This window comes from Pseudodesulfovibrio sp. zrk46, from assembly GCF_012516435.1.
In the GTDB taxonomy this organism is placed as follows: Bacteria; Desulfobacterota; Desulfovibrionia; order Desulfovibrionales; family Desulfovibrionaceae; genus Pseudodesulfovibrio.
Genome location: NZ_CP051216.1, coordinates 3,852,653 through 3,878,460, shown reverse-complemented (window position 1 = coordinate 3,878,460; position 25,808 = coordinate 3,852,653). Strand labels below are relative to the sequence as shown.

Here is a 25,808-nt window from a genome sequence, read left to right as displayed (position 1 = left end):
AAGATTTTTCCCATCACTTCGATTCGCCAAATGGCTTGCAAGCCCAATGCCATGAGTGCCGTTTGTTAAGCCACTTTATACAAAGGGCCGAGCCCCCATTGGGAGCTCGGCCGCATGTGCGCAATATTTGCGACTTGGATCAAGACTAACCGATGAGGGACAGAGCCATTCTCGGCAGGCTGTTTGCCTGGGACAGCATGGAGACTGCTGCCTGGGTCTTGATCTGGTTCCGGACGAACTCGGTCATCTCAGTTGCCACGTCGACGTCAGAGATACGGGATTCCGCAGCCTGTACGTTTTCGGCCTGGATTTCGAGGACGGTTACGGTGTTTTCCAGACGGTTCTGGAGAGCACCCAGGTTAGCGCGGATCTTATCCTTGGAGACGATTGCCTTATCCAGGGCGTCCAGGGACTGCTGAGCCAGCTGCTGGGTGGAAATGGAGGCGCCTGCGCCAGTACCGGAGCTAAGGCCGACACCGAGAGCAGAAGCGGTCGAGTTGTCGATCTGGATGTAGTAGTAGTCTTCCGAGGAGTCGTTACCAGTACCGAAGTGGACCTTCAGCTTACCGGTGGACTTAAGACCAGCACCGTTGTGGGTTGCGCCGGACAGGTTACCGTTGAGCAGGTTGATGCCGTTGAAGTCAGTGGAGTTGGCGATACGGGTGATTTCCGAAGCCATTGCCTGATACTCGGAGTCGATGATCAGACGCTGGTCAGAGTTGTAGGTACCCGTGGAGGCCTGCATTGCCAGTTCCTTCATGCGGATCAACTTTTCATCGATAACGCCGAGTGCGCCATCTGCCGTCTGAATGAGGGAGATAGCGTCGTTAGCGTTACGCACACCCTGGTTCAGGGCGGTAATGTCGGCGCGCATCAATTCGCGAATGGCCAAACCAGCAGCATCATCCGCGGCGGTGCCGACACGAAGACCTGAAGAAAGACGACGAGTAGACGTTTCCAGAGCTCCAAACGAGGATGCCAAGTTGCGCGAGGCATTCATTGCCATCAAGTTGTTGTTAATAACCAGAGCCATAATTTCCTCCTTGAAATTGTTGCGGCTTCCATGCCTGAGATCTTAACTCTCCGAAGGTTGGGTTTTCCGGAGAAATCTCTCACTTGTTGCCTGCTTCATCGTCCTATGCGTGAAAAACTTTAGGTCTTGTGAACGATTTTTTTTGTTCGCAATACAAGGGGGATAAGATGTTTATTAAGGAAAATTTAGCATGAGAAAACCCCGCCGAATTGCAGATTTTGCACTCGCCGGGGTTGTTAAGTTGTGTTTTTCTGTGTGTTCTAATGCTTTATTTTTATTAAGATAAAATCAATAAACTAATTGCCGAAAGTGCTTTTCATGGTGCTCAGGATGCGTTGCAGTCTGATGACATAGGTGTGCTCTGAAAGGATTCGAGCACGCGCCGCTTTGATTATTTTTTTTCTTTGATTTTCATTTTTGAGGAAGAATTTAATCCGTTCAGGGATTTCTTCAGGTTCATTGTATACAGCCACTTCGGTTTCCGGTTCAAAGAGAGATTCCATTTGCTCTCGATAGTCGGTCAGGAGGAATGCTCCACAAGCGGGAACGTCGAATACGCGTTGGTTTACGGCGCCGGGCATCTGTCTGCTTGTGCAGTTGAAGTTGATTTTGGATGCCGGATAGAAGTGGGGCAGGTCTTCGTAGTAATCAAGGTTGCCCAGATGCCGCCAATTCTTGTTGTCTGCAAGCAGATCCTTCCATCCATCATCGCCTACAATGAGGGGGGACAACGGTAACAATTGTCGTACGCATGAGAGGCGATATTGGCGGGTAGCTTCCCATGTGATCAGGGATTCAAGTCCGAGTTTGTTTTCACGAGTGGGAAGACCGTCCAGAATCGCAGACCATGTTGGTTGCTTGTCTTTAAGATATTCATAGATACTGAGATACCCTGACTGCTGAAATTCTTTGGCGATGGCTTCATACTCTGTGTGCCAGGGAAGAGGGAGACCTGAGGCGGCCAGACTGTTGGCAACAGCTGCAGTCATGGAGTTGCCAACAAAAGAGACGTCGCTTTTCCATTGGCTGGGAATTGTTGTGCCGGAGGTGGGGTGAAAACGTTCCGGATCCGTTGCCAGTGGCAGATAATAGACGTGATCAAAACCCTTTTCGCGCATCTGATCGAGATTGCCAGCATCGTAAGTGAATATCGCCGTATTGGCCGTGCCGGGGTGATCGTACTGGTGCAAGATAAGGTGAGGGTTATCCACGAACCAGGATGCAAGTGGGAGCTGGAGTCGATCGAGGAGTTCGGCAAGAACCCCTTCGCGATCGAGGCCGAAATGATTGACCGTAAGGACAAAGTCGGGGCGGAAGTCCACCATAATCTTAAGTAGGCCCTCAACGAACTCATTACTGCCTATGCCGGTCTGGTCGAGTGTGATGGTTCGATGCTCAATGTCGAGCTGTTGCAGCGCGGAAAGGATTTCGCCGCAGAGGAAATAGCTGGAATCAATGAATAATACGCGGGGTGAGTTCGATTGGAACTTTGGATATCTCGCCATGCTCCAGAAATCTGTTGTAGCGTTGGCTTTCAGAGTATCGGCCACAGTCCCATAATATGGGCGGTTGAGTCGCAAATAGAGTGGTAGAGCTACCGGGGTGAACTTCATGCCACCATGGTCGGACTGCCATTGCGTCAATGTGTTGATGGTTTGCTGCGGATCGTCGTGATCCAGCCACAGAACATCTGGGTGCGAGCCAAACTCCTTACGTAATCCCGTAAGTTCTGTGATGGTTGTTTCTGCATCAACTACGGCTACGGGCTGTCCTTCCGAGACGAGAGTGCGCAGGCAATGGCCGAGGCCCGAGCCAAGCAATACCGGCAGGGTGTCCCTTGGGACGGTCTCAATGAGTGCGTCTTCACGCGCTTCACCGTTGCGGCCCCATAGATGCCATGTCTTGCCATTGATATGGATGCGGATGTCAATGATTCTACCCTGTTCGGTGAGGGCTTCAGCTGTATATTGCGGGCGGCTCATGGTTACACCATGTACTGCATTCCACCTGTCCGGGGCAAGTCTCTATATATTAATGTAATGATGAGGGGAGTGATCTCCTTTGTTCCAACAAAAAAGGCCGCACCATGAAAATGATGCGGCCAGTGATTGCATGTGTGGAAGTGGCTAGTCGCCAAACAGTCCTTTGATGGTGTCACCGACTTTGCCGGCGCCCTCGCTGACGCCGTCCACAGCCTTGCCGAGCTGTTCCTGAAGCTGCTTGCTGACCTGTGTGACGGTGCCGGTTACGTCGCCGGTCATCTCTCCAAGGATAATGGCAAAGGCTTCAGCCGGAGAGGTCTCTTTGTCCTTACCGATATCTTTGAGGTGGATATCGGGGAGGGAGATGCCAACACCATCGTCGCCAAAGGCCTTCAGCAATGAACCGCCCATGTTGATCTTACCATTTTTGACGATGAAGTTTTCAATTACGATCTTCTTTTCAGCACCGGTCTCTTCAGTGGCAGCAGAATCTTGCTTCTTATCTGCTTTCTTCTCACTGGCTACGGTCTTCTTGATGTTGTTGACGATGGTTTTGAAGTTGTCAGTGTTGCCTTTCTTCTCATAGGAAATAACAGGACCGTCCACGTAGATTTCATTGATAACGATGGTGTCTGTGGTCAGGGAATCGGTGTCGAGCTTGACGCTGATTTTGTCGCACTCAACTGCGCTGGGCATAGAGAAACCCTTGGGGTTACCAAGCAGGAAATCATCCAGGGAGACTGCGCCGGAGAAGATGGAAACATCTGCCGAGCCTAGTTTTACTTCGGTTTTGGTGATTTGAGGGCCAAATTTCTCCGTGGCTGTTTTGATGATGGGGCCGAGATTGGAAACGCCGATAATAAGGGCGGCAGCGATGCCGACAACGAGAACGCCAAGGCCGATAAGCAGATATTTTTTCATGTGAACTCCTATGGGAACGTGGTTTGATCTTTGGAAGAATAGGCTACTTGGAGCGTCAGGGCAATGGGGTTTGTGAAATAAATCAGTCAAGTGACGGGAAAGGAGGCTCTGCGAAGTGTCTCATACCCTTGGTTGAGATGCCAACAAGCCCCGTATCCATGGATGGCCCTGGTCTGTCGAGCTGTAGTGGAGCGTTGTCAAACACTGTCGCTTCAAGATTGCGGCAAAGGGCTGCGGCATGATCAGCGGCTTCATTCATCAGTGTATCCAATGATGCTTTTCTTTTTGCTCCGGTAACTGGATGAGTGAAAGAGATCTCCCCGCGGAGACGATCTGCCTGGCGCAGGAGTTGTGGAGCATAAAAGAGCATTGCCAACTCTGCGCCTACACGGGGCAGGGATCGGCGGAGGGAATACAGGATGCGAGCAAGCATGGGACGAGGATAAAGGGCCTGGAAGGATGCATAGATTCTCCAAGCTGTTGCGATCCCATTCTGTGCATCTTCCGTATTCACTTTGGCGGCGCGAGCAAGGTTCGCGACAGGAAGTCCTTTTGTTATGAGATCGGGACATCGACGGAGTAATACTTGGAGTCTGTAGTTCGAGCGTCCGAGTTTTCCCGGGCATGCCACCATATCCATAAGGGATTCCAATGCGCGATGATGCTGTCGGCTCATGGATTTGGCGGTTGCATCATCTGCGTAATAGTCGCCGGTGAAATACCAGACCAGAGGATGCATGGTGACATCGGCAAAAATATGAGAGGCCATACCTACCAATAGAGCTGCGGGGAGTGTCTTGTCTTTGGCTTGGGCTGCATGCCGCGCCTGCATTCGGAGTAGTTCGAATGTATCTTGGGCTTCGGACCCATGAAGAGCATGAGCCAATTTCTCCAGCGGCATGGTCTTCGGCATGGCTGCATAGAATAGCGCGTCATGGAAAACCGAGCCGAGTAGCAGGGCGTGTAGTTTGCTGAAGCAGTGAGCGAAGCGGGTATCCTTGAGTCGGGCCGCTGTTTTTTCCGCGATAGTGAAGTGGATTAGATCTTTGGGCACTGGAAATCTTCCTTGCTGGTTGCGCTTTCATCACCTTACTTGATAATGTGCGCCTCGCAAAGGAAGACTTCATATTATTAAGGAATACATCATGGTAAAATATCTCATCAATGAGCAGTACGACGTGCAGGAGCCTGAAGTTGCGAAAAGTTTTTCCAAAGGGGAGAAGCGTGAAGACTATGCTGACTCTTGGAATAATACGGGCAACATCATTCTCATGGGGTTACCAGGCTGTGGCAAGATAGAGCTTGGTACTCTTCTCAAGGAGAAGACTGGACAGGAGTTAATCGTACCTGCTGAAGTGGATGAAGCTGTTGAAGCTCTGAAAGGGAGTGGTAAGATTGTCGTCCTTGAAGATGTTTTGGTGGAAGATCAAAACGTTCAGCCTCTTATTCATGGTGCCGGAAAAAGCTTCTATTTGATGGCTGATTCCAACACCCTTTCACAGCGTGTGGCTGAGCGAGATGGGGTAGAGGACCGTGAGCAATTGTGGCGTGACCTTTCTGCTCGTCTGGCCGTGATGGAGCCAATGTTTTATGGTGCGCTTCATTTTATTTTGCAGGCTGCCAAACCCACTGAGGAGATGGCCGAAGATGCAATGGAAAAAATTGCCTTTTAGGAGTTTTTTCTCATGTAAATGCATGTCAAGCAGTGACATGCAATAGGCTTTGCGCTAAACAATGAATCCCAAACGACACAACATCATTTTTATGGAGCTTTGCTGATGCCGCAAAAGAATCTCAGGGTCGAATTCATGGCCATGACACCGGATGCTTTGTCCCTCATCTACGCCGCTTTCCGTCAGTGTTATCACGCCGGATTTGTGGCCGATATGTGGCCTAAGCTCCTGTCGGGCGAGGTCGATCCAGAGGTCCAGGCGGACTTTGTCAGCAAGACCATGGAGTCTGGGCACGACAGCCCCGTTGAGCATGTGTCCTTTACGTTTGCCATTGAAGGGATTTCCCGAGCTTGTTCTCATCAGATTGTGCGTCATCGTCTTGCATCGTACTCCCAGCAGAGTCAGCGTTACGTCGCTGAAAATGACATGGACTACATCCTGCCGCCTGCGATCGCCAAGATCCCCGAGGCTCGGGAGCGGTTTGAGCAGTTCATGGGAGAAGTGCAGTCCGCCTATAGTGATCTTCGTCAGATTTTGGTGGACCATGGGCGTAAGTCCAAGGCCAATGAGGATGCTCGCTTCGTGCTGCCTCAGGCCGCGGAGACCAAGATTGTTATGACGATGAACTGTCGTTCCTTGCATCACTTCTTTCATTTGCGTTGCTGTAACAGAGCGCAGTGGGAGGTTCGTGCTGTGGCCGACGCCATGCTTGAGATTTGCAAGGAAAAGCTGCCCGCGCTCTTTACCAAGGGCGGCGCTCGCTGCGAACAGCTCGGATTCTGCCCGGAATCGCCGAAATTCGCCTGTGGCAAGTATCCTACTCGCGAAAAAATCAGTTAAATTTTTCCAACAGGTCGGGAGAAATCCCTAGTCGCCGGAACCCGCATGATGCTTTGATCCTGAGTGTCAGGTGCCTTTATGCGTGTTATTTCGGTGTGTTGTTTGTGTTCAAAAATGGTGGTCCCTTGCGAACCCTTGGGAATCAAGGGATTGCGCCGATCTTGCAAAGTGAATTAGAACACGTGTTTCTTAGTGATAATTGTTTTTACTTTTATATTCTTAGTTATTTCGAGCGTTTATCTTTATGTCGAGGCCAGATCGACTGAAAAACTGTGAAATTGTACTTGAGAAAAAAAATCTTGGGAAAAAGAAAAATAATGAAATTTTGAGCTTTTTCTCGAATTATAAAATTTAGACTGTGTAAAACTATTTCACCAGATGTGGAAAAGTCTACTTCGTTCATGAAAGACAAAAGGCGGGAAGCCTTGTCACGCCGTTGTTTCATTAGGGTTTCGCCGGGAACCGTTGGCTCATCGGGTTTTTTGAAAAAAATCATTTAAAACAAATGGTTAAACAATCGCTGGGTTGTAGATAACCTAAGTCCCTCTTTATGAATACGATTGGAATACGAGAATTGTCCCCTACTAAACATTCCACTATCACCGACAACATGACGAATACTGCCTGGAAGCAAATCCTCCGCTCGCTAGAGAAGAGCCTCAACCCCGGTGTTTATACCGTATGGATCAAACCGCTGCGCGGTACGGTCGAAGGTAATAAACTGACCATTTGTGCACCCAACGACTTTGTAGCCAACTGGGTACGCGACCGTCTGCTCCAGGTAATCAAGGAAACTGCGGCTCAGGTGTTGGGTAATGAACCCAAGATCACCGTAGTGGCTAATGTAGAAAAGAAGAGCGTGGCTCCGGTAATCAAGAAGCCAGTTCGTAGCAAACCGTTGGGCGAACGTGTGCAGGCCAAGGAAATAGGTCTGCCCATCGTTAATGCGCCCAAACCGATCCCGGTCCAGAATTGGCGGTTTTCCTTCGATGACTTTGTTGTCGGTCCCAGTAACGAACTAGCTCTCGCTGCAAGCAAGTCCATCAGCAATACTGCATTTGCTTCGGATCACCTTTTCCTGAGTTCTGGTCCCGGGCTTGGCAAGACCCATCTCCTGCACTCCGTAGGACAGCAGCTCTGCAAGGTCTCCAATCGAAATAATCTCCGCGTAGCTTGTCTCTCTTCTGAAGATTTTGCCACCCGCATGGTGCTTGCCATCAAGGGCCGTCAGATCGATCAGTTCAAAACACAGTTCCGTGAGAATCTCGATGTTCTCCTGCTTGAAGACGTCCATTTCTTCCAAGGTAAGGAGAAGATGCAGGAAGAACTCCTTTGTACCATGAATGCACTTCGTGACCGTGGCTGCAAAGTGGTTCTTACCAGTTCCTTCCTGCCCAAAGAATTTTCCGGCATCGATAATCGTTTGGTGTCCCGGTTCTGTTCAGGTTTCCTGGCTCACATCAATCGTCCGGATATGGAAACCCGTCGCCGTATCGTGCTCGAAAAGGCTCGGAGGCTTCAGGTGGCCGTGCCGGTCGAAGTGACAGACCTTCTGGCGGAGCGTATCACTACCGATATCCGTCAGCTTGAGAGCTGCCTCAATAACCTTGTCCTCAAGGCTCGTTTGCTCAACCGCGCCGTGACCATGGACTTGGCCTGGGAAGTGCTCGACAACTATGCTGTTCCCAATGCAGCACCGGATTTCGGTCACATTATGGAATTTATCTGCAAGAGCTACTCCCTCTCTGAGGACGAGCTCAAATCCAAGAGCCGTAAGCGCCAGATCGTTTTGGCCCGCAATACCGCTTTCTACCTCGCCCGCAAGCACACGGACCTGTCTCTCAAGGCAATCGGTGAGAAACTCAATCGCCGTCACTCCACCGTGTTGAAAGGTATTACCAAGGTCGAACGCGAAATATCTCAGCAGACCCCGCTTGGGCGTCAGATCGAGAAGACTGCGGAACGGCTCACTCCTTAAGCCCCCCACATGTTTCCCCGGGGCCGCGACGCATCAGTCACATGATAAAGCGGTTCCCGGGGACACATTTTTTGCCCTGCTGGTCGCGTGAACTGGCAGGGCATTTTTCTTTGTTATTTGGGCTCCACAGTCTGGGCTGTAGCGAATAATGAAGTTGGCCGAGATTTCCCTGAGTGAGGAAGTCCCGGCCAATTATTATTTCGAGATAGGATTAAGATTTACGACTGTTGCAGTTCTTTGAGTCTCTGCTTCGCTTTCTCCGGATCAAGGCCACGTTTTTTGGCAATGAAAGGAAGGTTGTCTTCTGCATCTGAGGCGCGCACGTAACAAGGCTCGATGGAATCCTCCGAATAATCAGCAGCAACAGCCGCTTCAAGGAGCACTTCTGGAGACGGAGTGTCCCATGCTTTGGGAAGAAGGGTGAATCCTTGATTGGTTTCTGCGAGATTTTGGAAATAATCAATGTTTTTGCGCAGGCCGCTGCCCATGATCATTGCCGTGTCGCTGATGGCTTTAATGCGCTCTACAGCCTCTTCTACGGGTAGGTAAGTAAGCGGTTGAGCCTCACGCATTGACGGCACGTTGAAGGACTGAATGTAGACAATGCCTCGACGGGCGTAGGTGACTACATGCAGGATGCCGTTGGTAATCTGCGCCGGACCTGAAGCGAGGTAGCGAAGATGGTCAATACCAGCGAGCTTGGCGCCACATCCAGCAGCCAAGCCTTCGGCGGCAGCAAGAACGAGGCGTAGGCCTGTGAAGCTGCCAGGACCACGCACGCAGGCCACACGGTCGATGTCAGACATGGACAAACCGAAGCTGTCGAGCATGTCTTTGAGGCCGGGCGTCAGAAAACGATTGGATTCGCCAGGGACGTTCCATTCACGGGAGGCGAGCATGCGATAGCTGTCGCCTTCAGGCTTGCCCAGTACGATCTGCAAGCGTTCTTCAGCCCCGCCCATGGCGAGGATGAGGCCGGGAGCCTTAGGAGAGGATTCTTCGGAAGTCATTGAATATCGCCAGTGCCATGAGCATGAGGAGGAGCATGATGCCAAAACGCATGGCCAGCGCCTTCCACTTCTCGCTTAAGGGACGTCTGAAGATGATCTCCAGACCACAAAATAAAATATGTCCGCCGTCAAGGACAGGGATGGGCAGCAGGTTGATGATGGCGAGGTTAATGGAGATAACCGCCACCATTGCCAGCAAGTCGAAAATGCCTGATTGGGCACTGCTGTGGACCATCTGAGCCAGCATGATGGGACCACCAATCTGATCAACGGGAATGAGTCGTTCAATAATGGAGACAAATCCTTTGACGACGACCTTGGACATGTTCCAGGTGTGCTCCAGCGCGATCATTGCGCCCAGTCCATCAACGGGGTGGTATTCAATTTTGCCACCCTGACTGATGCCAACCATGGGGACTGTGACCTCTTCGCCAAACAGGTTTTTCACCGTATTGACCTTTGGGGTCACGTTCAGCGTAAGCTGTTCTTCGCCGCGCAGTACCTTGAACTCAAGGTTGCGGTCACCATTGTCACGAATGGTCGTGACCATGTCACTCCAGGAGTCGATGGGAGTGCCGTCGATGGAGAGGACGCGATCTTCAAGCTGGAAACCTGCGGCAGCAGCAGGGGAGTCGGCCATGACACCGCCCACTGTGGGGAGAATGACGCCTTGGCCCTGTGCCAGCGCGAGGAACCAGTAAATGATGAACGCAAGGACAAAGTTGAAGAACGGTCCGGCCGCTACAACGCACATGCGCTGCCATGCGGGGCGGTTGGAAAAGAGTTCGTGTTCTTCAAACTCGTCGTCATCTTCCTCTTCTCCGGTTTCGCCTGCCAGAGCGACATAGCCGCCCAGAGGAACCAGCGAGAGTTTATAGTCGGTTTTACCAGAGGTGAAGCCTGCTAGCTTGGGTCCAAACCCGAGAGAAAAGGCTTTCACTCCCATGCGGAACATGCGAGCAACGGCAAAATGGCCGAGTTCGTGAAAGAAAATCAGGCCGCCAAGGGCCAGGATAATTGCGATAGCACTTGTGAGCATGTTGTCCTCTTATGTCACGCTGTTTTGTAATGCGCGACAACGAACAGTATAAGCATTCATTCCTATTTGGCTAGGCACTTATAAATAATTTGCCTAGAGGTGGGCGGCAGCTTCGTCTCGCGCCATGCGATCCAGTTCCAGCACTGCCTCTGGTGTGGATACGTCCACAGCGGTGTGACGGTCAAGAGCTGCCTCGATCATGGCAGGGATATCCAGATAGCGGATTTCCTCTTTGAGGAACGCGGCGACAGCGATCTCGTTGACGGCATTGAGCACAATAGGGTGACTCGGACCAGCGTCGTATGCCTCGCGTGCAAGACGGAGACAGGGGAAAGCTGTGAGATCGGGTTCCTCGAAAGTTAGATTACCCACTTGAGCGAGATTGAGCTGAGGCACATCCACTTCGACACGCTTGGGGAAGCAGAGGCAGTGGGCGATGGGAACCTGCATGTCAGGGTTTCCAAGGTGAGCCAGTTGTGAACCATCAACATATTCCACCAGAGAGTGGATGATGGACTGCGGATGCACAACCACATCCACCATTTCAACGGGCAGGCCATACAGATGGCAAGCCTCAATGACTTCCAGTCCCTTGTTCATGAGGGTAGCGGAGTCGATGGAGATTTTGGCCCCCATGTCCCAGTTGGGGTGGGCAAGAGCCTGGTCACGAGTGACCGTTTTGAGAAATTCGATGTCTTTACCACGAAAAGGGCCACCGGATGCGGTGAGGATAAGACGCTTGAGGTCCGTGTCGCTGTCGTGTCCTGCCAATCCTTGGAACAAGGCGTTGTGCTCGGAGTCGACAGGAAGGATGGTGGCACCGGACTGTTGGCACGCTTCACGGATAATATGCCCGCCAAGGACCAGCGATTCCTTGTTGGCCAGTCCGATCATCTTGCCTGTCTTGGCAGCTGCTAACGTGGGCAGGAAACCAGCGGCACCTACAATGCTTGAAAGCACGAGGTCTACGCCATCCATTGCTGCCAGTTCGCAGTATCCTTCGGGACCTGTGAGGATTTCCGGCGTATAGCCGCAAGGCAAATGCGCGATGAAGTCGTTCTTCACCTGTTCATTAAGCACACCAACATAGGGCGGCTGGAATTCGATACAGAGTTCAGCCAGTTTCTTGGCATTCCGTCCCCCCGCAAGAGAGGTTACGGTGAACATCTCCGGATGTTTGCGGATAACCTTGAGTGCGCTGTCGCCAATGGATCCTGTGGCTCCGAGAATACAGATGGAGCGAGGGAAATCAGGCAGAGTGGCATTTTCAGGCCATGGTGAGATATAGGTCTTCACGGAATCGCCGGGGTTATTTGAAGAACGGATGGAGTGTGGACAGCAGGCCGTAGAGGGGAACTACCAGCAGCATGGAATCCACGCGGTCCAGGAAGCCGCCATGGCCGGGCAGGATGTGACTTGAGTCCTTGACGTCCAGAGAGCGCTTGAGAGCTGATTCGAAGAAATCGCCCATCTGTGCTGCCACGTTCAAGGCTGCACCAAGAAGCACCCATTGCCACAGTGCGGCGTGACCAAAAGTGAGGCCGTAGACTGTAGTCAGTACTGTGCAGGCCGTAAGCCCGCCAATGCTGCCTGCCCATGATTTTTTCGGACTGACTTTGGGCCAGATTTTCTTGTTGCCCCACATGGTGCCAGCGTAGAAAGCTGCTGTGTCGGAAACAGCGGCTGCGCCGATAACCAACACACATTCCCACCGATTGAAATTCAGAAAGAAATGGAAATTGATAGGGATGTAAATGAGGCCTGTCAGAAAGATCATAGCCTGGACAAAGGAAGCGGTCAGATCTGTACTATATCGGTACAGGAAAATGAACGCTGCGGTCCAGAAGGCGAAGAACAACACTACTGCCGGATAGAACAGGTCACCGGTGGTAAATGCTCCAAGCAAGAGGAAGGTGAATGCGGTGCCAAGGCTTTTGACCGTCTTGATTCCCTGATGAGAGCGGAAGAGGTCGTAGAATTCCCAGAGGGTGAAACAGCAGAACAAGGCGAGGACCGTAAACAGCACCCAGCCCTGAAAAATCAGTGCGAGGGCAGGGATGACTGCGAGTGCAGCGGCTGTTGCGATCCTTTTTTGGTGTTGGGAAATATCCATATATATTTTCAGCGGGTTGGTTATTATAACGTGTAATGTACGAGTGTAACTTCTCTACGCTATTTACACCGCCGGGGCAATACGCTGGATGGACTATTCGCCGTTATCCAACTGGTCGCCGGTCTTGCCGAAACGGCGCTGGCGATTGCCAAGTACTGCGATGGCTTTTTCCAACTCTTCAGACGAGAAGTCTGGCCAGAAGATGTCGGTGAAATAGAATTCGGAGTATGCGCACTGGAAGAGCAGGTAGTTGGACAGTCGAAGTTCTCCGCTGGTGCGTATGATCAGATCCGGGTCCGGCTGACCTCCGGTCCACAGTTCTGCCGCAAACGCTTCCTCGGTGATCTCGTCTACGGAAATCCCCTTAGCAACAAGGGCCTTGGTGGCGCGCAGAATCTCATCGCGTCCCGAATAGTTGAGCGCGAGGTTGAGAGTCATGTCCGTGCAGTTCTTTGTCTGACGCATGACGTGCTTCAGTACTTGGCGAACAGCCATAGGCATATCGTCGATTTCACCCAGTACCTTGAGGCGAATTCCCTGTTCCTTGAGGCTCTTTTCTTCTCGCGTAAGGAAAGTCGTCAGTAGCTTGAACAGCGTCTTGACTTCAGATTCGGGGCGAGACCAGTTTTCCTTGGAAAAGGTGTACAGGGTCAGGTGCTTGACGCCCAGTTCGCGGCAGCGAGTGACGACGGCGCGGGCTGTCTCAGTTCCGGCCTTGTGGCCTTCGGTCCGAGGCAGCCCGCGCTGTTTCGCCCACCGCCCATTGCCATCCATGATGATGGCAATGTGGGCAGGGATATTCAATTCAGGCATTAGATTGCGAGGATTTCCTTTTCCTTGGCAGCAGCGGCAGTGTCAGCCTGCTTGACGAAATCGTCGGTCAGCTTCTGCACGTCGCCCTCACCTTTCTTTCTTTCGTCTTCGCTGATTTCCTTTTCTTTTTCCATGGATTTCAGCTGGTCATTCAGGTCGCGACGTACGTTGCGGATAGCGATTTTGCAGTCCTCAGTGTACTTCTTGGCAACCTTGACGAGTTCCTTGCGACGTTCTTCGGTCAGAGCCGGGATGGTGATGCGGATAACGCTACCATCGTTATTGGGGGTCAGGCCGAGGTCGGAAGCCAGAATGGCTTTCTCAACCGCTGCGAAAGCGCCCTTGTCCCAAGGCTGGATTGTCAGGGTTTTGGGATCCGGGACGGAGACAGAGGCGAGCTGGCTGACCGGAGTGGGGGTGCCGTAGTAGTCCACTACGATATTATCCACCAGAGCAGTGCTAGCGCGACCGGTGCGCAGCTTATCAAATTCCTTGTTGAGAGCGGCAATTGCGCCGTTCATGCGTTGTTTTCCATCATCAATCAGAGCTTGCATATTAGTCTCCTCCTTGAACAGTCGTTCCAATGTTATCGCCGTTGGCTGCCCTGCGGATGTTGCCTTCTTCATAGAGGTTGAACACCACGATGGGCAGTTCGTTGTCTCGTGCCATGGAAATGGCAGTGGAGTCCATAACCCCGAGACGCTTTTCCAGGGTTTCGATGTAGGAAACGGTCTCGTACTTCACGGCATCGTCGAACTTGGCGGGATCTTTGTCGTACACGCCGTCGACCTTGGTGGCCTTGAAGATGGCGTCGCACTTGAGTTCCAACGCGCGGAGGGCGGCGCCAGAGTCGGTGGTGAAATAGGGGTTGCCGGTACCGGCTGCACAGATGACCACGCGGCCCTTATCCATGTGGCGCAGGGCGCGGCGACGGATATAAGGTTCTGCCACTTCGGCCATGTTGAGGGCAGTCATGACGCGGGTATCGCAGCCATTTTTTTCCAGTGCATCCTGGACAGCCAGTGCGTTCATGACCGTGGCCAGCATGCCCATGTAGTCGCCCTGAGCACGATCCATGCCCTTGGCGCTTGCAGCCATGCCGCGGAAGATGTTGCCGCCGCCGATGACGAGAGCCATCTGCAGGCCTGTGGCTGCAACTTCGGCGATCTCTTTTGCGAATTGGTCGATAGCTTCGGGATCAATGCCGAACTGCTTCTCACCGGCGAGAGCTTCGCCGCTGAGTTTCAGTAATACTCGGCTGTACCGTGCTTTGCCCATATGTACCTCGTGTGTTGTTGGTATTGGTATGAACTCGCCCAAAGGCGATAGCATGTTTCAGGCTGCCGATAAAGGGGCGATTGCTTCGTGGCGATGATATTTTCATCGCGTCCGCACTCGCCCCTTTCACGACAGCCTGTATAGCAGTCAAAAAAAACGGGCCGTGCGGCCCGTTTTCCTTTTATTTAGTCTTCGTCGCTTTCTTCCGCTTTCGCGCCTTCGCCGAGGGCGATGCGCTGGAAGCTTGCGACCTCGGCGCCGCCGAGGATGTCCTTAACGGACTTCTTGTCTTCTTTGATGAATGCCTGGTTAACGAGGCAGACTTCAGAGAAGTACTTGTTGAGACGACCCATGACGATCTTCTCAGCAATGTTCTCGGGCTTGCCTTCGTCCATGGCCTGCTTCAGGTAGAGAGCCTTTTCCTTCTCCAGGATATCCTGGGGCAGCTCATCAGAGGTGATGCAGGAGGGATTCATGGCAGCGACGTGCATGGCGATGTCTTTGGCCAGCTCTACGTCGTCGGAACCCTTGAGCTCAACGATAGCGGAGAGCTTGTTATTGGAGTGGGAGTAAAGGCCCAGAACGCCATCGGTGGTGATCTTGGCGAAGCGGCCAACACCCATGTTCTCGCCGAGCTTGGCGATCAGGTCGGTAACGTCGGCAACTTCTGCGGGCAGATCTTCAGCTGCACCGGCAGTGACGTCCAGACCAGCGATCTTCTCAGACAGAGCAGCAGCGAAGGACTTGAAGTCGTCGCCCTTGGCAACGAAGTCGGTTTCGCAGAGAAGCTCGGAGATGACAGCGGTCTTGCCGTCTTCGGAGACGTAGGGGGTTACGAGACCTTCGGAAGTGGCGCGGCCAGCCTTCTTGGCAGCCTTGGACAGGCCCTTCTCGCGGAGGTACATGATTGCTTTTTCTTCGTCGCCACCGGACTCAACCAGTGCCTTTTTGCAATCCATCATGCCAGCGCCGGTCTTTTCGCGCAGTTCTTTAACCTGAGATGCGGTGATACCCATTATACTTACTCCTAGGGGCTAGAGACTAGGCCTCAGCCTTTTCTTCGGTTTTCGGGGCTTCTTCAGCGGGAGCTGCGGCCTTAGGGGCTTTAGCTTCCTCGGCAGCCTTGGCTGCGTAGTCCTTCTGCATGGCGCCGCCTTCGATGCAGGCGTCAGCCATGTGGGTGGCGAACAGCTTGATGGCGCGGATAGCGTCATCGTTACCGGGGATGATGTAATCGACCAGATCGGGATCGCAGTTGGAGTCGACGACAGCGACAACGGGGATACCGAGCTTGCGGCATTCCTGAACGGCGATGTGTTCGCGCTTGGGATCGATAACGAAAGCTGCTTTAGGTGCGCCGCCCAGATCCTTGATGCCGCCAAGAGCCAGATTCAGCTTCTTGACTTCACGGTTCATGCCCACTGCTTCCTTCTTGGTGTAGCGGGAGATGGAACCGTCTTCGAACATCTGCTCAAGGTTCTTGAGGCGATCGATGGAGCGCTTGATGGTCTGGAAGTTGGTCAGGGTGCCGCCCATCCAGCGGTGGGTGACGAAAGGCATGCCAGCGCGCTCAGCTTCCTGAGCAACAGCTTCCTGAGCCTGACGCTTGGTGCCGATGAAGAGCACTTTGCCGCCCTTGGCGACGGTGTCTACGATGAAGTCATGGGCGGTAGCAAACATCTTGACGGTCTGCTGCAGGTCCATGATGTGGATGCCGTTGCGGGCGCCGAAGATGTAGGGGCGCATTTTGGGGTTCCAACGGCGGGTCTGGTGGCCGAAGTGGACGCCGGTTTCCAGCATCTGCTTCATAGTTACGTAAGCCATGATAATCTCCTGGGTTTTTCGTCCATCCCGCGGTTCCATTTAGGAGCTCGTGCCATCACGAGCCACCCGGAGTTATGGGCGGGATGTGTGAATTAAAGTCGGGGGTACTTACCCCATCATTATATGATTGGCAAGGGGGAAAAGGGTGGTTTTTTCAACTTGTCATCTTTCGGCTTCGTTCATCAGCGTCTTGATTCGGTCACTGTGCTGCTGCAGATACGCGGTCAGTTTCATGTCGTTTCCGATCACTTGACCAAGCTGCGCACTTGTCATTTTTCGTTTGAAACCACCACCGGTATTTTGGTGATGGATACATCGAACCAATCCGCAGTATCGTATTTTCCCTCCATCGACACGAAGCTTAAGGTCATGTGCGATGTCGTCGATTTGCGAAGGAGAGTATCGGATGTCGAAATTCGGGCCGTCTGGCATGTGAGCTATACGAAGCAGATGACAGCATCCCATGACGGTGTCGGTTTCGCATATATAATCGTATTGGCCGAAATCCATTTGGGCGATCTGGCATTGGTCGGTCAGTTTGATCATGCCGGGGTAGACCACAGAGAAGCGTCGATGCAGATACTGGATCATTCGGGGTTCGGAGCCAAAGACAACTTTGCCTCCTACGACTGAAGTGTCCGGATGAGTATTCATTACAGATAAATAACGGACCAGCCAATCGCTTGGCAGTTCCACGTCATCATCGACATAGGCCACGAAATCACTTTGACGAACTTCCGGCAGAGCCCCCAACCAGTTGCGTGCGGCGGGTGCGCCTACATTGATTGGGAGAGTTACTACGTCGAAGTCGTTGTCTGGAAACAACGCTCTGGCTCTTTCGACGACCTCAGCACTGTGGTCTGTGCATCCATTGAGCAAGACTCTGATTTTAGCCGGTCCAATATTGGTTTGCGCCAGGCTCTCAAACGTTTTTTGTAGATCGTCTGCTTTGTTCCATGAGTACAGGCAGATGGTTACTGAATGCTTATCCAGCAAGGAGGCATTGACCGGGCTGGGGTGCCTGAGTTCCTCTATGCGCAGCCGTACAGGTTTCTGTCGCGGATCAATCGCAAGAGATCTTTCATACAGTGCCAGTGCCTGCTCCGTATCGCCCGATTTTGCATGGAGTTCAGCTGCAAGATTAAGTTGGATTTCACTGATCGGCTGGGAAGCAATTTCTGGCCAGAGTTTCATGGCGCGTTCAACGTCTCCCAGTCCGGCATAGTGTAAGAATGTCCGTTGCTTCCATTCCTCCTGAAAAAACTTGGGTGGATTGAAATTTTCAAGCCATTCAGGGTGGTTGTTGCCAGCATAATATTCCAACTGAAGAAGCTGGGATGCCGCAATGACATGGGCGGACATTCGATCCAGAACATCCGTCAGCAAGATTCGTTTGCGACGCATCATTGCTGGATCATTCATGACGGATCTGAAGTCGAGTAGCTGTGGATCAAGGTCGAAATATGCCATGCGCTCGAGTCGTGCGTCGATGGTCATATCGCCTGTCAGTCGTTGGGCCAGATCAAGCGCCTGCTTATGGAATGGTCCGAGGGCGATGGCCTTGCGGACCAAGCCCGTTATCCATTCCAGAGTTTTCGGGTGGGACGCAGCTTCCTTGTCACGCAGAATTCGCAACAAAAAGACAAGGCATGCCTCCAGGTCGGGCAGAAGGTTGTCACAATAGATTTCGAGGACGTTAAAAACGCCATCGAGATCTATGTGATCGAGCTCTTCAAAACGATCTGTCGGAATGTAACTGGCTTGCATCATGTTTGCGTCTGGTTTGTATTCAATAGTAGTATCGGAACTCAGAGGGGATTTCATTACCTGTTAATCGTTGAAAGCCTGTTCCATGAGGCGTTTGCCAAGGCCGCCAAAGTCTTTGGGAGCGTATCCGAAAACTTCGTTCCACACCTCGGTTGATTCCATGCAGAAATACAGTTGCTTATCCATGCCATGGCTACGGAGGCGGTCAACCATGAATTTGAATTGTTCAACGCGTAAGGGACGTAGAAGTCGTGCCTTGCCGTCCAGGCCGGGAACAAATTCATTATATATGTAACTGGTGTCCGGGAAGTTGTCCGCAATAATCGGATTGAGCTGCGGCATGCAGCGGAACGAGCCCAAGGACATGTATGCGATCTGCTCCGGCTTTACATAGTCGAAGATCATGTCGATGGTTTCTGCGTATCCCTCTTTCCAGCCGGGGTAGTGGATGATGGGATCGAAATGCAGACAGACCCGGAATCCGGCCTCGGCGCAGGTGCGTGCTGCTTCCAGACGTTCGCGCAGTGTGGATACATCGAACTCTTCGTGTTCATTGACGAAGGGGGCGTTCATCGACCATGCAGGAAGTACGCGGTCAGTGCGTTTAGCGGCATTCATCCATGTGAGGTCCACGACCTTGGATTTCAGTTCCAGCACCACGTTGTCAAAGTCGTTGAGAAAACCCACGAGGTCGTGGCTATAGCCTGTCAGGTGCTCGAGAGCCAAGGAGTCTGTGAACTCTCCAGTTCCCACCCGGTATCTGGTGTTCGGATCGGCTCCGAATCCATTTGCAAGTTCGGAGAACAGGTCGTTTTGATTCGCCCAGATCTTCAAGACGCGATCTTGAAAATAGGCTTGGAGAATGCAGTAGGAACACCGCATGGGGCAGTTTTCGCCAATGTGGATGATGCGGTAGCCGCAGCAGTGATAGGCTCGCGTTCCAGGGCAGAATCGCAGGAATTTGCCTTTGTATTCTTTCAGGTAGAGAGCCTGATCGTCTCCTTTATCAAATTCAATACGGTCTTGCTCAGGCGGGACTACAGTCCAAGGAATATTTTCGTGTGTGGTTCCGGCAAGGCGCTCCCGCACGCGATTGGCCATGAGTGAATCCTGCATGGATTCGTCCACGAATACATGGGCGATTTTGCGCAGATGGTGGGGCAATTCTACAGGTTTAGTCATCCTGTTCTCCCAACTTCCAGAGCGTTTCCCAAGTGGACATGCCAGCCATAGCCTCAAGGTCTTTGACAGCAGCAGCCAGTTGTTTGGCATCTTTGACCTGAATGGTCAGCTCTGCGCCACCAGTCTCAAAGTTGTTGGGCTGGTTCATGCGCCAGCGTGTGCCAGTGGTCAGCTCACTTGTGGCTTTGCTGAATGTGTCTTGGAGTTTGGATATTTCAGGATAGCGAATAGCTTTTGCGGCAACAGTGAGCCTTGCGATGGCGTCTTTGGGAGATAAGCCCTGACTAAGGATCTCGTTTAGTCCTGCGTCTTGAATTGTCGACTCAATGGACTGGTTGTTCATCTTGCTGGTCTCAAAAAGCCAATTGATGGTGTTTACTGCATTGGAGCGGGACCAAGAGAAGCGGGAGAACAGAGGCTCAAGGGCGTTCAGATCAGCTTCATCCATGCGGCCAAGAGTCGAGCCGGCGGCAAGAGGAACATTGCCAGCGGCCAAGTGCCCCTGCCAATTCTCCGGCATCGTCATCCAGCCGAGAAGGAGCTTGGCATCCTTGCTCTTGGGCTTAACACAAAGACGGGGCAGAATGTCCTGCTTCAGTGTCTTGTTGTCTACTTGTGAAGCAAAGTAGCGCAGGGCGGTCAGGCGCATTCCGTCGTCCACGGTGCGGTGTTCATTGTCAGCAAGATAGAGAAGGCCTTTGTCGAGCTCGTTGGCCTCTTGGACCAGACGCGCCAGCACAGGTAGCCCCATGTCTTTGAGTGCGGCCAGTCGGGCATGTCCTGCGACGAGTTCGTATTCTCCGCCCGTTTCGCTCACCAGAATCGGTGTAGTCTGTCCGAATTCATTGATGGATTTCATCAGCGATTCATCTGGATTGCATGTCCAGAACAGATGTTTGGCCTCGGCTTTGACCGTTTCGGGGGCGATCAGAATTACGTCATTTGAAAGCTGCAAAGTGCGCTCCTGGAATATATGGATATTTGTTGTAACTATTTGTAATTTTTAACTTATGTCAAAAGTGCGAATGTTCGTCTTATGAAAATCAAGTAATTTCAGCTTGATAAGTAACCGACTAATTCTGCTTACCCCACTTGACATTTTCGCGTTGGTCTTCCTATAGGACTAAATCTGTCAAAAACCAAGTGGCGTGTATCGCACAAGGTTTGAGGCAGGCCTGATATCAGGAAAGAACCAATAAATACACTGGAGTATGAGAATGCCTGACCTGAAAAACCAGAGAACATACGCACTCGTCGGTCACGGCGGCAGCGGCAAGACCACTGTGGCCGAGATGCTTCTTTTTAACGCTGGCGTTGTAAACCGCCTCGGGAAGGTCGAAGACGGCAATACCGTCCTCGATTATGAGCCCGAGGAAATCAAGCGTCGCGGTTCTATTCAGCCTGGCTTTGCCAGCTACAAATGGAAAAAGAATGATCACTTTCTCATAGATACTCCCGGTGACTCCAATTTCGCTGGCGATCTTTCCTACAGCCTCAAGGCTGCGGATGGCGCCGTGCTGGTCATCGACGCCGTCGACGGCGTCAAGCCGCTGACCCGCAAGGTATGGGCTCAGATTCAGGGCATGAGCCTGCCTTCCATGATCGTCATTAATAAAATGGACCGCGACCGTGCGGACTTCGATACCGCCTTCAACGGCATTTCCGAAGCACTCGGCGCTCGTCCGGCTCTTCTGTACTATCCCATCGGTTCCAAGGAAGACTTCAAGGGCGTCGTGGACATGCTGTCTGGCAAGGCCTTGATGTTCGGTGAAGACAACGCCGTATCCGAGGGCGAGATTCCAGCTGATATTGTTGACGAAGTCGAAACTATTCGCGAAACCATGGTCGAAAATATCGCCGAGTCTGACGAAGATCTTATGGAGATCTATTTTGAGGAAGGCGAACTGACCCCCGAGCAGATTACTCAGGGCCTCAAGGCCGGTGTCGCTTCTGGCGAGCTGGTTCCGGTGGTCGTTGCCGCAGCCTTGAACAACCAGGGCGGCCAGATGATTCTCGATAGTGTGCAGAATCTGATGCCTAGCCCGCTGGAGCATCCAGCATGGGAAGGCGAAGAGGGCGAGCGCGCCAGTTCTCCCGACGAGCCCCTGTCCTGCTTTGTTTTCAAAACCCTTGCAGACCCGTTTGCTGGTCAGCTGACAATTGTTCGCGTCCTGTCTGGCGAACTTAATCCTGATTCCCATCTGCTCAACGCTTCCAACGGCGAGAAAGAGCGTGTTGGTCAGTTGCTGTTGACCACGGGTAAGGAGTCCGCTCAGAGCAAGACTGCTATGGGGCCTGGCTCCATCGTGACGCTGGCCAAACTGAAGAATACCAAGACCGGCGAGACCCTTGTGGCTGAGAAGGACGATTTTAAACTGGTTAAGCCCGAAAAGGCTCCTCAGCTTATTACCTTTGCGCTGGCTCCGGCCGAGAAGGGCGACGAAGATAAGGTCTACGCTGCAGTTGCCAAGTTGCTTGATGAAGATATCACTCTGACTCTGTCTCGCGACGAAGAGTCCGGTGACATCCTTCTCTCCGGTATGGGCCAGAACCATATCGAGATATCTGTTGAAAAAGCCAAGCGCCGCTATAAGGCTGATATCGTGCTGAAGACGCCTAAGGTTCCGTACCGTGAAACCTTCAAGTCTCCTGCCAACGAAATTCAGGGCCGTCATAAGAAACAGTCTGGTGGACGCGGTCAGTTCGGCGATTGCTGGATCAACGTTACTCCCCGGACTTCCGGCGATGGTTATGAGTTCATCGACAAGATCGTCGGTGGTTCCATCCCGCGTCAGTTCATCCCGGCTGTCGATAAGGGTATCCAGGAAACCGCTGCCCGCGGCGTGCTCGCAGGGTATCCGGTCATCGATTTTGAGATCACTTTGTACGACGGCAGCTATCACAACGTTGACTCCTCGGAAATGGCGTTCAAGGTTGCCGGTTCTCTGGCATTCAAAAAGGCCGCCGAGAAAGCACAGATGGCTCTCCTTGAGCCCGTCATGCTGGTGACCGTCGCGGTGCCCGATGCCTTCATGGGTGACGTTATCGGCGACCTGTCCTCCCGGCGTGGTAAGGTGTTGGGCTCTGACTCCCAGGCTGGGCTGACAGAAGTGAAGGCTCACGTGCCCATGTCCGAAATGCTCAAGTATGCTCCGGACCTGAACTCCATGACTGGTGGTCAGGGTACATTCTTCATGGAATTCGCTGCCTACGAAGAGTGCCCGCCCCAGGAAGCACAGAAGGTTATCGATGCTTATAAGACTGCCAGAGAAGCAGACTAAGCAGGTTTAGTAAAATAGAAGCGAAGGGCGACGGGATTTCCGTCGCCCTTTTTCTTTTTCCATACCGATTCCCTTGTTTCATGCCCTGATTTGGTTTACTCATTCGTGAGCGATAACAATAAGGAAGAGTAAATGTTTCGACGTATTTTTTATGTAGTCATTTTGTATGTCATCACGGTTTATTATAGCATTCGCATGATGCGTGTTGACCCTGCCACCGCCACTCCCGAGGAATATGATTACTGGGGGTTCAAGTGGGCAGAAACCGCTGTCAAACTTGCCAAGTTGAAAGTGGAAGTGGACATGGGCAACATTGACCCCAATGGTCACTATGTTTTTATCGGTAATCACCAGTCCAATCTGGATATTCCTGTCGTATTCAATGCGCTTCGGAATTATCGTGTTCGCTTCGTCGCAAAGAAGTCTCTCTTTGATATCCCGGTATACGGCAAGGCGCTGGCCCATGCTGGCCACATCTCCATTGACCGTGAGAACCGCCGCGCAGCCATGAAGTCGCTGAACGAGGCTGTAGAAAAGGCAAAGTCTGGTTTTAGCCCGGTAATCTTCCCCGAAGGTACCCGTAACAAGAACCCTGAAGACCTCATGGAATTCAAGGTGGGCGGCATCATCATCGCTCTCAAGTCCGGTCTGCCGGTTGTCCCGTTCGTCATGACCAATACCAGCAAGATCATGGGTAAAGGCCAACTGATCCTTAACAACGGACCGACGATCCGCTTCAAGGCACTGCCTCCTATTGATACTTCTAAGTACTCTCTCAAGGATCGTGATAAGTTCACTGAGGAATTGCGCGAACTCATGCGTAAAGAATACAAGGAACTGCTCAAGAAGGGCTAAGCTGTATGGCATCCACGTCACTTACTCTCTACCCCCTTGGCGGTCTCGGCGAGATCGGCATGAACTGCATGGCCTACAAGACGGAAAAGTCCATGGTGCTTGTCGATTGCGGCCTGATGTTTCCAGAGGATTATCACTTTGGTGTGGACGTGGTGATTCCCTGTTTTGATTTCATACTTAAAAACAAGGAAATGCTTCACGGTATCGTCTTGACCCATGGTCATGAGGATCACATCGGTGCACTGCCGTGGTTGCTCCAGAATGTAGATGTTCCGGTCTACGGCAGCCAGTTTACCCTTGGTCTGGTTGAGAATAAACTCAAGGAGCACGACCTTGACCGTTGGGCTGATCTTCGCCCTGTGCGTCCTAATGATCGTGTCCTTATCGGTGATTTCAAATTCAACTTTTTCCCGGTTTGTCATTCCATCATTGAGGGCTATGGCCTTGGCATCGAAACACCGGTAGGTCGTATCGTTCATACTGGCGATTTCAAGATCGATCGCAACCCGTTGGGCGGTCATGCCACAGACTTGACCGCGTTCCGCAAGTTCTCGGAACCGGGTGTGCATCTTCTCCTGTCGGACTCCACCAACGTTGAGAGTGAAGGGTTTGCCCTGACCGAACGTGAGATCAAGGTTTCCCTGCGCGAGATTTTCTCCAAGGCCAAAGGCCGAATTCTGGTATCGCTGTTTTCCAGCCATATTCAACGCATGCAGGAAGTCTTTGATCTGGCCGATGCGCAGGGACGAAAAGTGGCGGTTTCCGGTCGTAGCTTGTATCGCAATATCGAGTTGGCCCGTGATATGGGGCATCTCAAAATCCCCAAAGGGACTTTCATCGATTTAGAGGGACTTGACCAATACGGAGACTCTGAACTGGTCTTGCTCATTACTGGCTCGCAGGGCGAACCTTTGGCCGCGCTTTCCCGTATAGCCATGGGACAGCATCGTCAGATTCAGGTGCGCCCAGATGACCTGTTCATCCTTTCGTCCCGATTCATTCCCGGCAACGTCAAGGCTATCACCAAGGTCATCAATAACCTCTATCGTTTTGGTGCCGAGGTTCTTTACGAAAAGATGCACGGTATCCACGCGTCGGGGCATGCCCATGCCGGAGAACTCGCCTTGATGATTGAGACGGTTCGTCCCAAGTACTTCATTCCTGTTCATGGTGAGTATCGCCATTTGGTCAAGCATCAGCGTCTCGCCATCGACTGTGGTGTGGATGAGCGTTCTGCCCTAGTGGTGGAGAATGGCCAGCCCGTGACATTTTATGAAGACGGTTACGTCGAGTATGGGCCTCTGTTTCCGGCAGATAAGATTCTAGTGGACGGTAAAGGCGTTGGTGACGTGGGGCAGTCTGTGCTCAAGGAACGTCAGCTGTTGGCAGGCGAGGGTATGGTCATCGTCTTGCTGGTACTTGATGAAGCCTCGGGTGAAATCACCATTGGGCCGGACATTCTATCCAAGGGCTTTGTCTTTGAAGAAGAGTATCGGCATCTTTTGGATGACGCGAAATGTATCGTGCTCGATGTTCATGAGAACATCGCTCCCGGTGAGACGCAGAAACTCAAAGAGCGCATTCGTTCCGCACTTCGTCGATTCTTCCGAAAAGTGCTCGGTCGCGACCCTGTCGTCGTGCCGCTCGTCATTTCTATCGAGAACAGTGAATAGAAAAAGTCGAGACTTATTCTGAAATAAAAAAGGCTACGGTACTCCGTAGCCTTTTTTTATTTCAGAAGTGGATTTCTCAGTGGGAGAACTGAAAAACTGTGCCTATTTTTTGACTTTCTTCATGCGTACGGCTGTGCCGTAGCAGGAGTAGTATTTGTCTCCTTCTGGATGGAAGGATACGGACTCGCGGTATCCCACGATGGCGTCGGCGTTGACATCAACCGCCTGTGCCATGAGACCGTAAAAAGCATTGTCAAAGGTATAACTGCGGCAGACGATCAGTCCGAAAGCAGACAGAATCTCCCGGCCGGGAATGGTTTCTGTGGTCATGATCTTCATTCGTCCGGCCATGTACATGTCCTTGGCCAGGGTCAAACGGTGATCCATTTTCACGTCTTCCCGTCGTGCTCCCGTCTTTTTGGGGGAACCAAATATGAGCGCCATGCTTCAGTCCTCTCTATAGATTTTCTAGAACGTGTTGAGATTGTATAGCCCACTGCGCAAAGTGGCGCAAGTGGGGGACTGCGAGAGTATGGGCGGGGGGCT

General features: G+C 52.2%; 23 protein-coding genes. 6 read left to right on the top strand and 17 right to left on the bottom strand.

Annotated features, from left to right (window positions below; all coding sequences use genetic code 11):
• Window positions 1–145: 145 nt before the first annotated feature.
• From HFN16_RS17775 to HFN16_RS17760, 4 genes are all read right to left on the bottom strand, one after another.
• Entirely contained in the window at window positions 146–1,033 is an 888-nt protein-coding gene (locus HFN16_RS17775) for a flagellin (RefSeq protein ID WP_168892016.1), read from the bottom strand.
• Between the two features lie 296 nt (window positions 1,034–1,329).
• Entirely contained in the window at window positions 1,330–3,015 is a 1,686-nt protein-coding gene (locus HFN16_RS17770; RefSeq protein WP_168892015.1) for a glycosyltransferase, read from the bottom strand.
• Between the two features lie 144 nt (window positions 3,016–3,159).
• A complete protein-coding gene (locus tag HFN16_RS17765; RefSeq protein WP_168892014.1) occupies window positions 3,160–3,936 on the bottom strand; it encodes an AsmA family protein in 777 nt (258 codons plus the stop codon).
• A gap of 82 nt (window positions 3,937–4,018) precedes the next feature.
• Window positions 4,019–4,990: a zinc dependent phospholipase C family protein gene (locus HFN16_RS17760; protein ID WP_168892013.1), complete on the bottom strand. Its 972-nt coding sequence runs from the start codon at window positions 4,988–4,990 to the stop codon at window positions 4,019–4,021.
• A gap of 91 nt (window positions 4,991–5,081) precedes the next feature.
• On the opposite strand from HFN16_RS17760, the gene HFN16_RS17755 reads away from it, so the two are divergent.
• From HFN16_RS17755 to dnaA, 3 genes are all read left to right on the top strand, one after another.
• Window positions 5,082–5,609, top strand: coding sequence for a hypothetical protein (locus HFN16_RS17755; protein WP_168892012.1), 528 nt, complete (start codon window positions 5,082–5,084; stop codon window positions 5,607–5,609).
• Between the two features lie 105 nt (window positions 5,610–5,714).
• Window positions 5,715–6,449, top strand: a complete 735-nt coding sequence (thyX, locus tag HFN16_RS17750) for an FAD-dependent thymidylate synthase (protein WP_168892011.1) — start codon at window positions 5,715–5,717, stop codon at window positions 6,447–6,449.
• 610 nt (window positions 6,450–7,059) lie between these two features.
• Entirely contained in the window at window positions 7,060–8,427 is a 1,368-nt protein-coding gene (gene dnaA, locus HFN16_RS17745) for a chromosomal replication initiator protein DnaA (protein WP_168892423.1), read from the top strand.
• Window positions 8,428–8,645: 218 nt separating this feature from the next.
• Here dnaA and tsaB read toward each other — a convergent pair whose 3' ends face one another.
• The 12 genes from tsaB to HFN16_RS17685 form a co-directional block, all read right to left on the bottom strand.
• Window positions 8,646–9,437 carry a tRNA (adenosine(37)-N6)-threonylcarbamoyltransferase complex dimerization subunit type 1 TsaB gene (tsaB, locus tag HFN16_RS17740; protein WP_168892010.1) on the bottom strand — a complete coding sequence of 264 codons (792 nt, stop codon included), beginning with the start codon at window positions 9,435–9,437 and terminating at the stop codon, window positions 8,646–8,648.
• Entirely contained in the window at window positions 9,412–10,476 is a 1,065-nt protein-coding gene (gene rseP, locus HFN16_RS17735; protein WP_168892009.1) for an RIP metalloprotease RseP, read from the bottom strand. Before rseP ends, tsaB begins: the two co-directional genes overlap by 26 nt.
• Window positions 10,477–10,569: 93 nt before the next feature.
• Window positions 10,570–11,772, bottom strand: coding sequence for a 1-deoxy-D-xylulose-5-phosphate reductoisomerase (locus HFN16_RS17730; protein ID WP_168892008.1), 1,203 nt, complete (start codon window positions 11,770–11,772; stop codon window positions 10,570–10,572).
• Between the two features lie 13 nt (window positions 11,773–11,785).
• Window positions 11,786–12,589 carry a phosphatidate cytidylyltransferase gene (locus HFN16_RS17725; RefSeq protein WP_168892007.1) on the bottom strand — a complete coding sequence of 268 codons (804 nt, stop codon included), beginning with the start codon at window positions 12,587–12,589 and terminating at the stop codon, window positions 11,786–11,788.
• Window positions 12,590–12,682: 93 nt separating this feature from the next.
• Window positions 12,683–13,402: an isoprenyl transferase gene (locus tag HFN16_RS17720; RefSeq protein ID WP_168892006.1), complete on the bottom strand. Its 720-nt coding sequence runs from the start codon at window positions 13,400–13,402 to the stop codon at window positions 12,683–12,685.
• Window positions 13,402–13,956, bottom strand: coding sequence for a ribosome recycling factor (gene frr / locus HFN16_RS17715; RefSeq protein WP_168892005.1), 555 nt, complete (start codon window positions 13,954–13,956; stop codon window positions 13,402–13,404). The genes HFN16_RS17720 and frr overlap by 1 nt, the downstream gene beginning before the upstream one ends.
• A gap of 1 nt (window position 13,957) precedes the next feature.
• On the bottom strand, window positions 13,958–14,680 hold the full coding sequence (pyrH, locus tag HFN16_RS17710) for a UMP kinase (RefSeq protein WP_168892004.1): 723 nt from the start codon (window positions 14,678–14,680) through the stop codon (window positions 13,958–13,960).
• A 185-nt stretch (window positions 14,681–14,865) separates the two neighbouring features.
• A complete protein-coding gene (gene tsf, locus HFN16_RS17705; RefSeq protein ID WP_168892003.1) occupies window positions 14,866–15,696 on the bottom strand; it encodes a translation elongation factor Ts in 831 nt (276 codons plus the stop codon).
• A 25-nt stretch (window positions 15,697–15,721) separates the two neighbouring features.
• The gene (rpsB, locus tag HFN16_RS17700) at window positions 15,722–16,504 is read right to left on the bottom strand and encodes a 30S ribosomal protein S2 (RefSeq protein WP_168892002.1); all 783 of its coding nucleotides are present in this window, start codon (window positions 16,502–16,504) and stop codon (window positions 15,722–15,724) included.
• Window positions 16,505–16,666: 162 nt separating this feature from the next.
• Window positions 16,667–18,328: a glycosyltransferase gene (locus tag HFN16_RS17695; protein ID WP_168892001.1), complete on the bottom strand. Its 1,662-nt coding sequence runs from the start codon at window positions 18,326–18,328 to the stop codon at window positions 16,667–16,669.
• Between the two features lie 6 nt (window positions 18,329–18,334).
• Window positions 18,335–19,453 (bottom strand): spore photoproduct lyase family protein, encoded by a 1,119-nt coding sequence (locus tag HFN16_RS17690; RefSeq protein ID WP_168892000.1) that lies wholly within the window; start codon window positions 19,451–19,453, stop codon window positions 18,335–18,337.
• Complete coding sequence (locus HFN16_RS17685; protein ID WP_168891999.1) at window positions 19,446–20,408, bottom strand: ParB/RepB/Spo0J family partition protein; 963 nt, start codon at window positions 20,406–20,408, stop codon at window positions 19,446–19,448. Before HFN16_RS17685 ends, HFN16_RS17690 begins: the two co-directional genes overlap by 8 nt.
• A 262-nt stretch (window positions 20,409–20,670) precedes the next feature.
• Here HFN16_RS17685 and fusA point away from each other — a divergent pair, with 262 nt between their 5' ends.
• The 3 genes from fusA (at window position 20,671) to HFN16_RS17670 (ending at window position 25,262) form a co-directional block, all read left to right on the top strand.
• The gene (gene fusA, locus HFN16_RS17680; RefSeq protein WP_168891998.1) at window positions 20,671–22,734 is read left to right on the top strand and encodes an elongation factor G; all 2,064 of its coding nucleotides are present in this window, start codon (window positions 20,671–20,673) and stop codon (window positions 22,732–22,734) included.
• 132 nt (window positions 22,735–22,866) lie between these two features.
• Window positions 22,867–23,589: a lysophospholipid acyltransferase family protein gene (locus HFN16_RS17675; RefSeq protein WP_168891997.1), complete on the top strand. Its 723-nt coding sequence runs from the start codon at window positions 22,867–22,869 to the stop codon at window positions 23,587–23,589.
• A gap of 5 nt (window positions 23,590–23,594) precedes the next feature.
• On the top strand, window positions 23,595–25,262 hold the full coding sequence (locus tag HFN16_RS17670) for a ribonuclease J (protein WP_168891996.1): 1,668 nt from the start codon (window positions 23,595–23,597) through the stop codon (window positions 25,260–25,262).
• Window positions 25,263–25,364: 102 nt separating this feature from the next.
• On the opposite strand, the gene HFN16_RS17665 is transcribed toward HFN16_RS17670, so the two are convergent.
• Window positions 25,365–25,706 (bottom strand): hypothetical protein, encoded by a 342-nt coding sequence (locus HFN16_RS17665; RefSeq protein ID WP_168891995.1) that lies wholly within the window; start codon window positions 25,704–25,706, stop codon window positions 25,365–25,367.
• Between the last annotated feature and the right edge of the window lie 102 nt (window positions 25,707–25,808).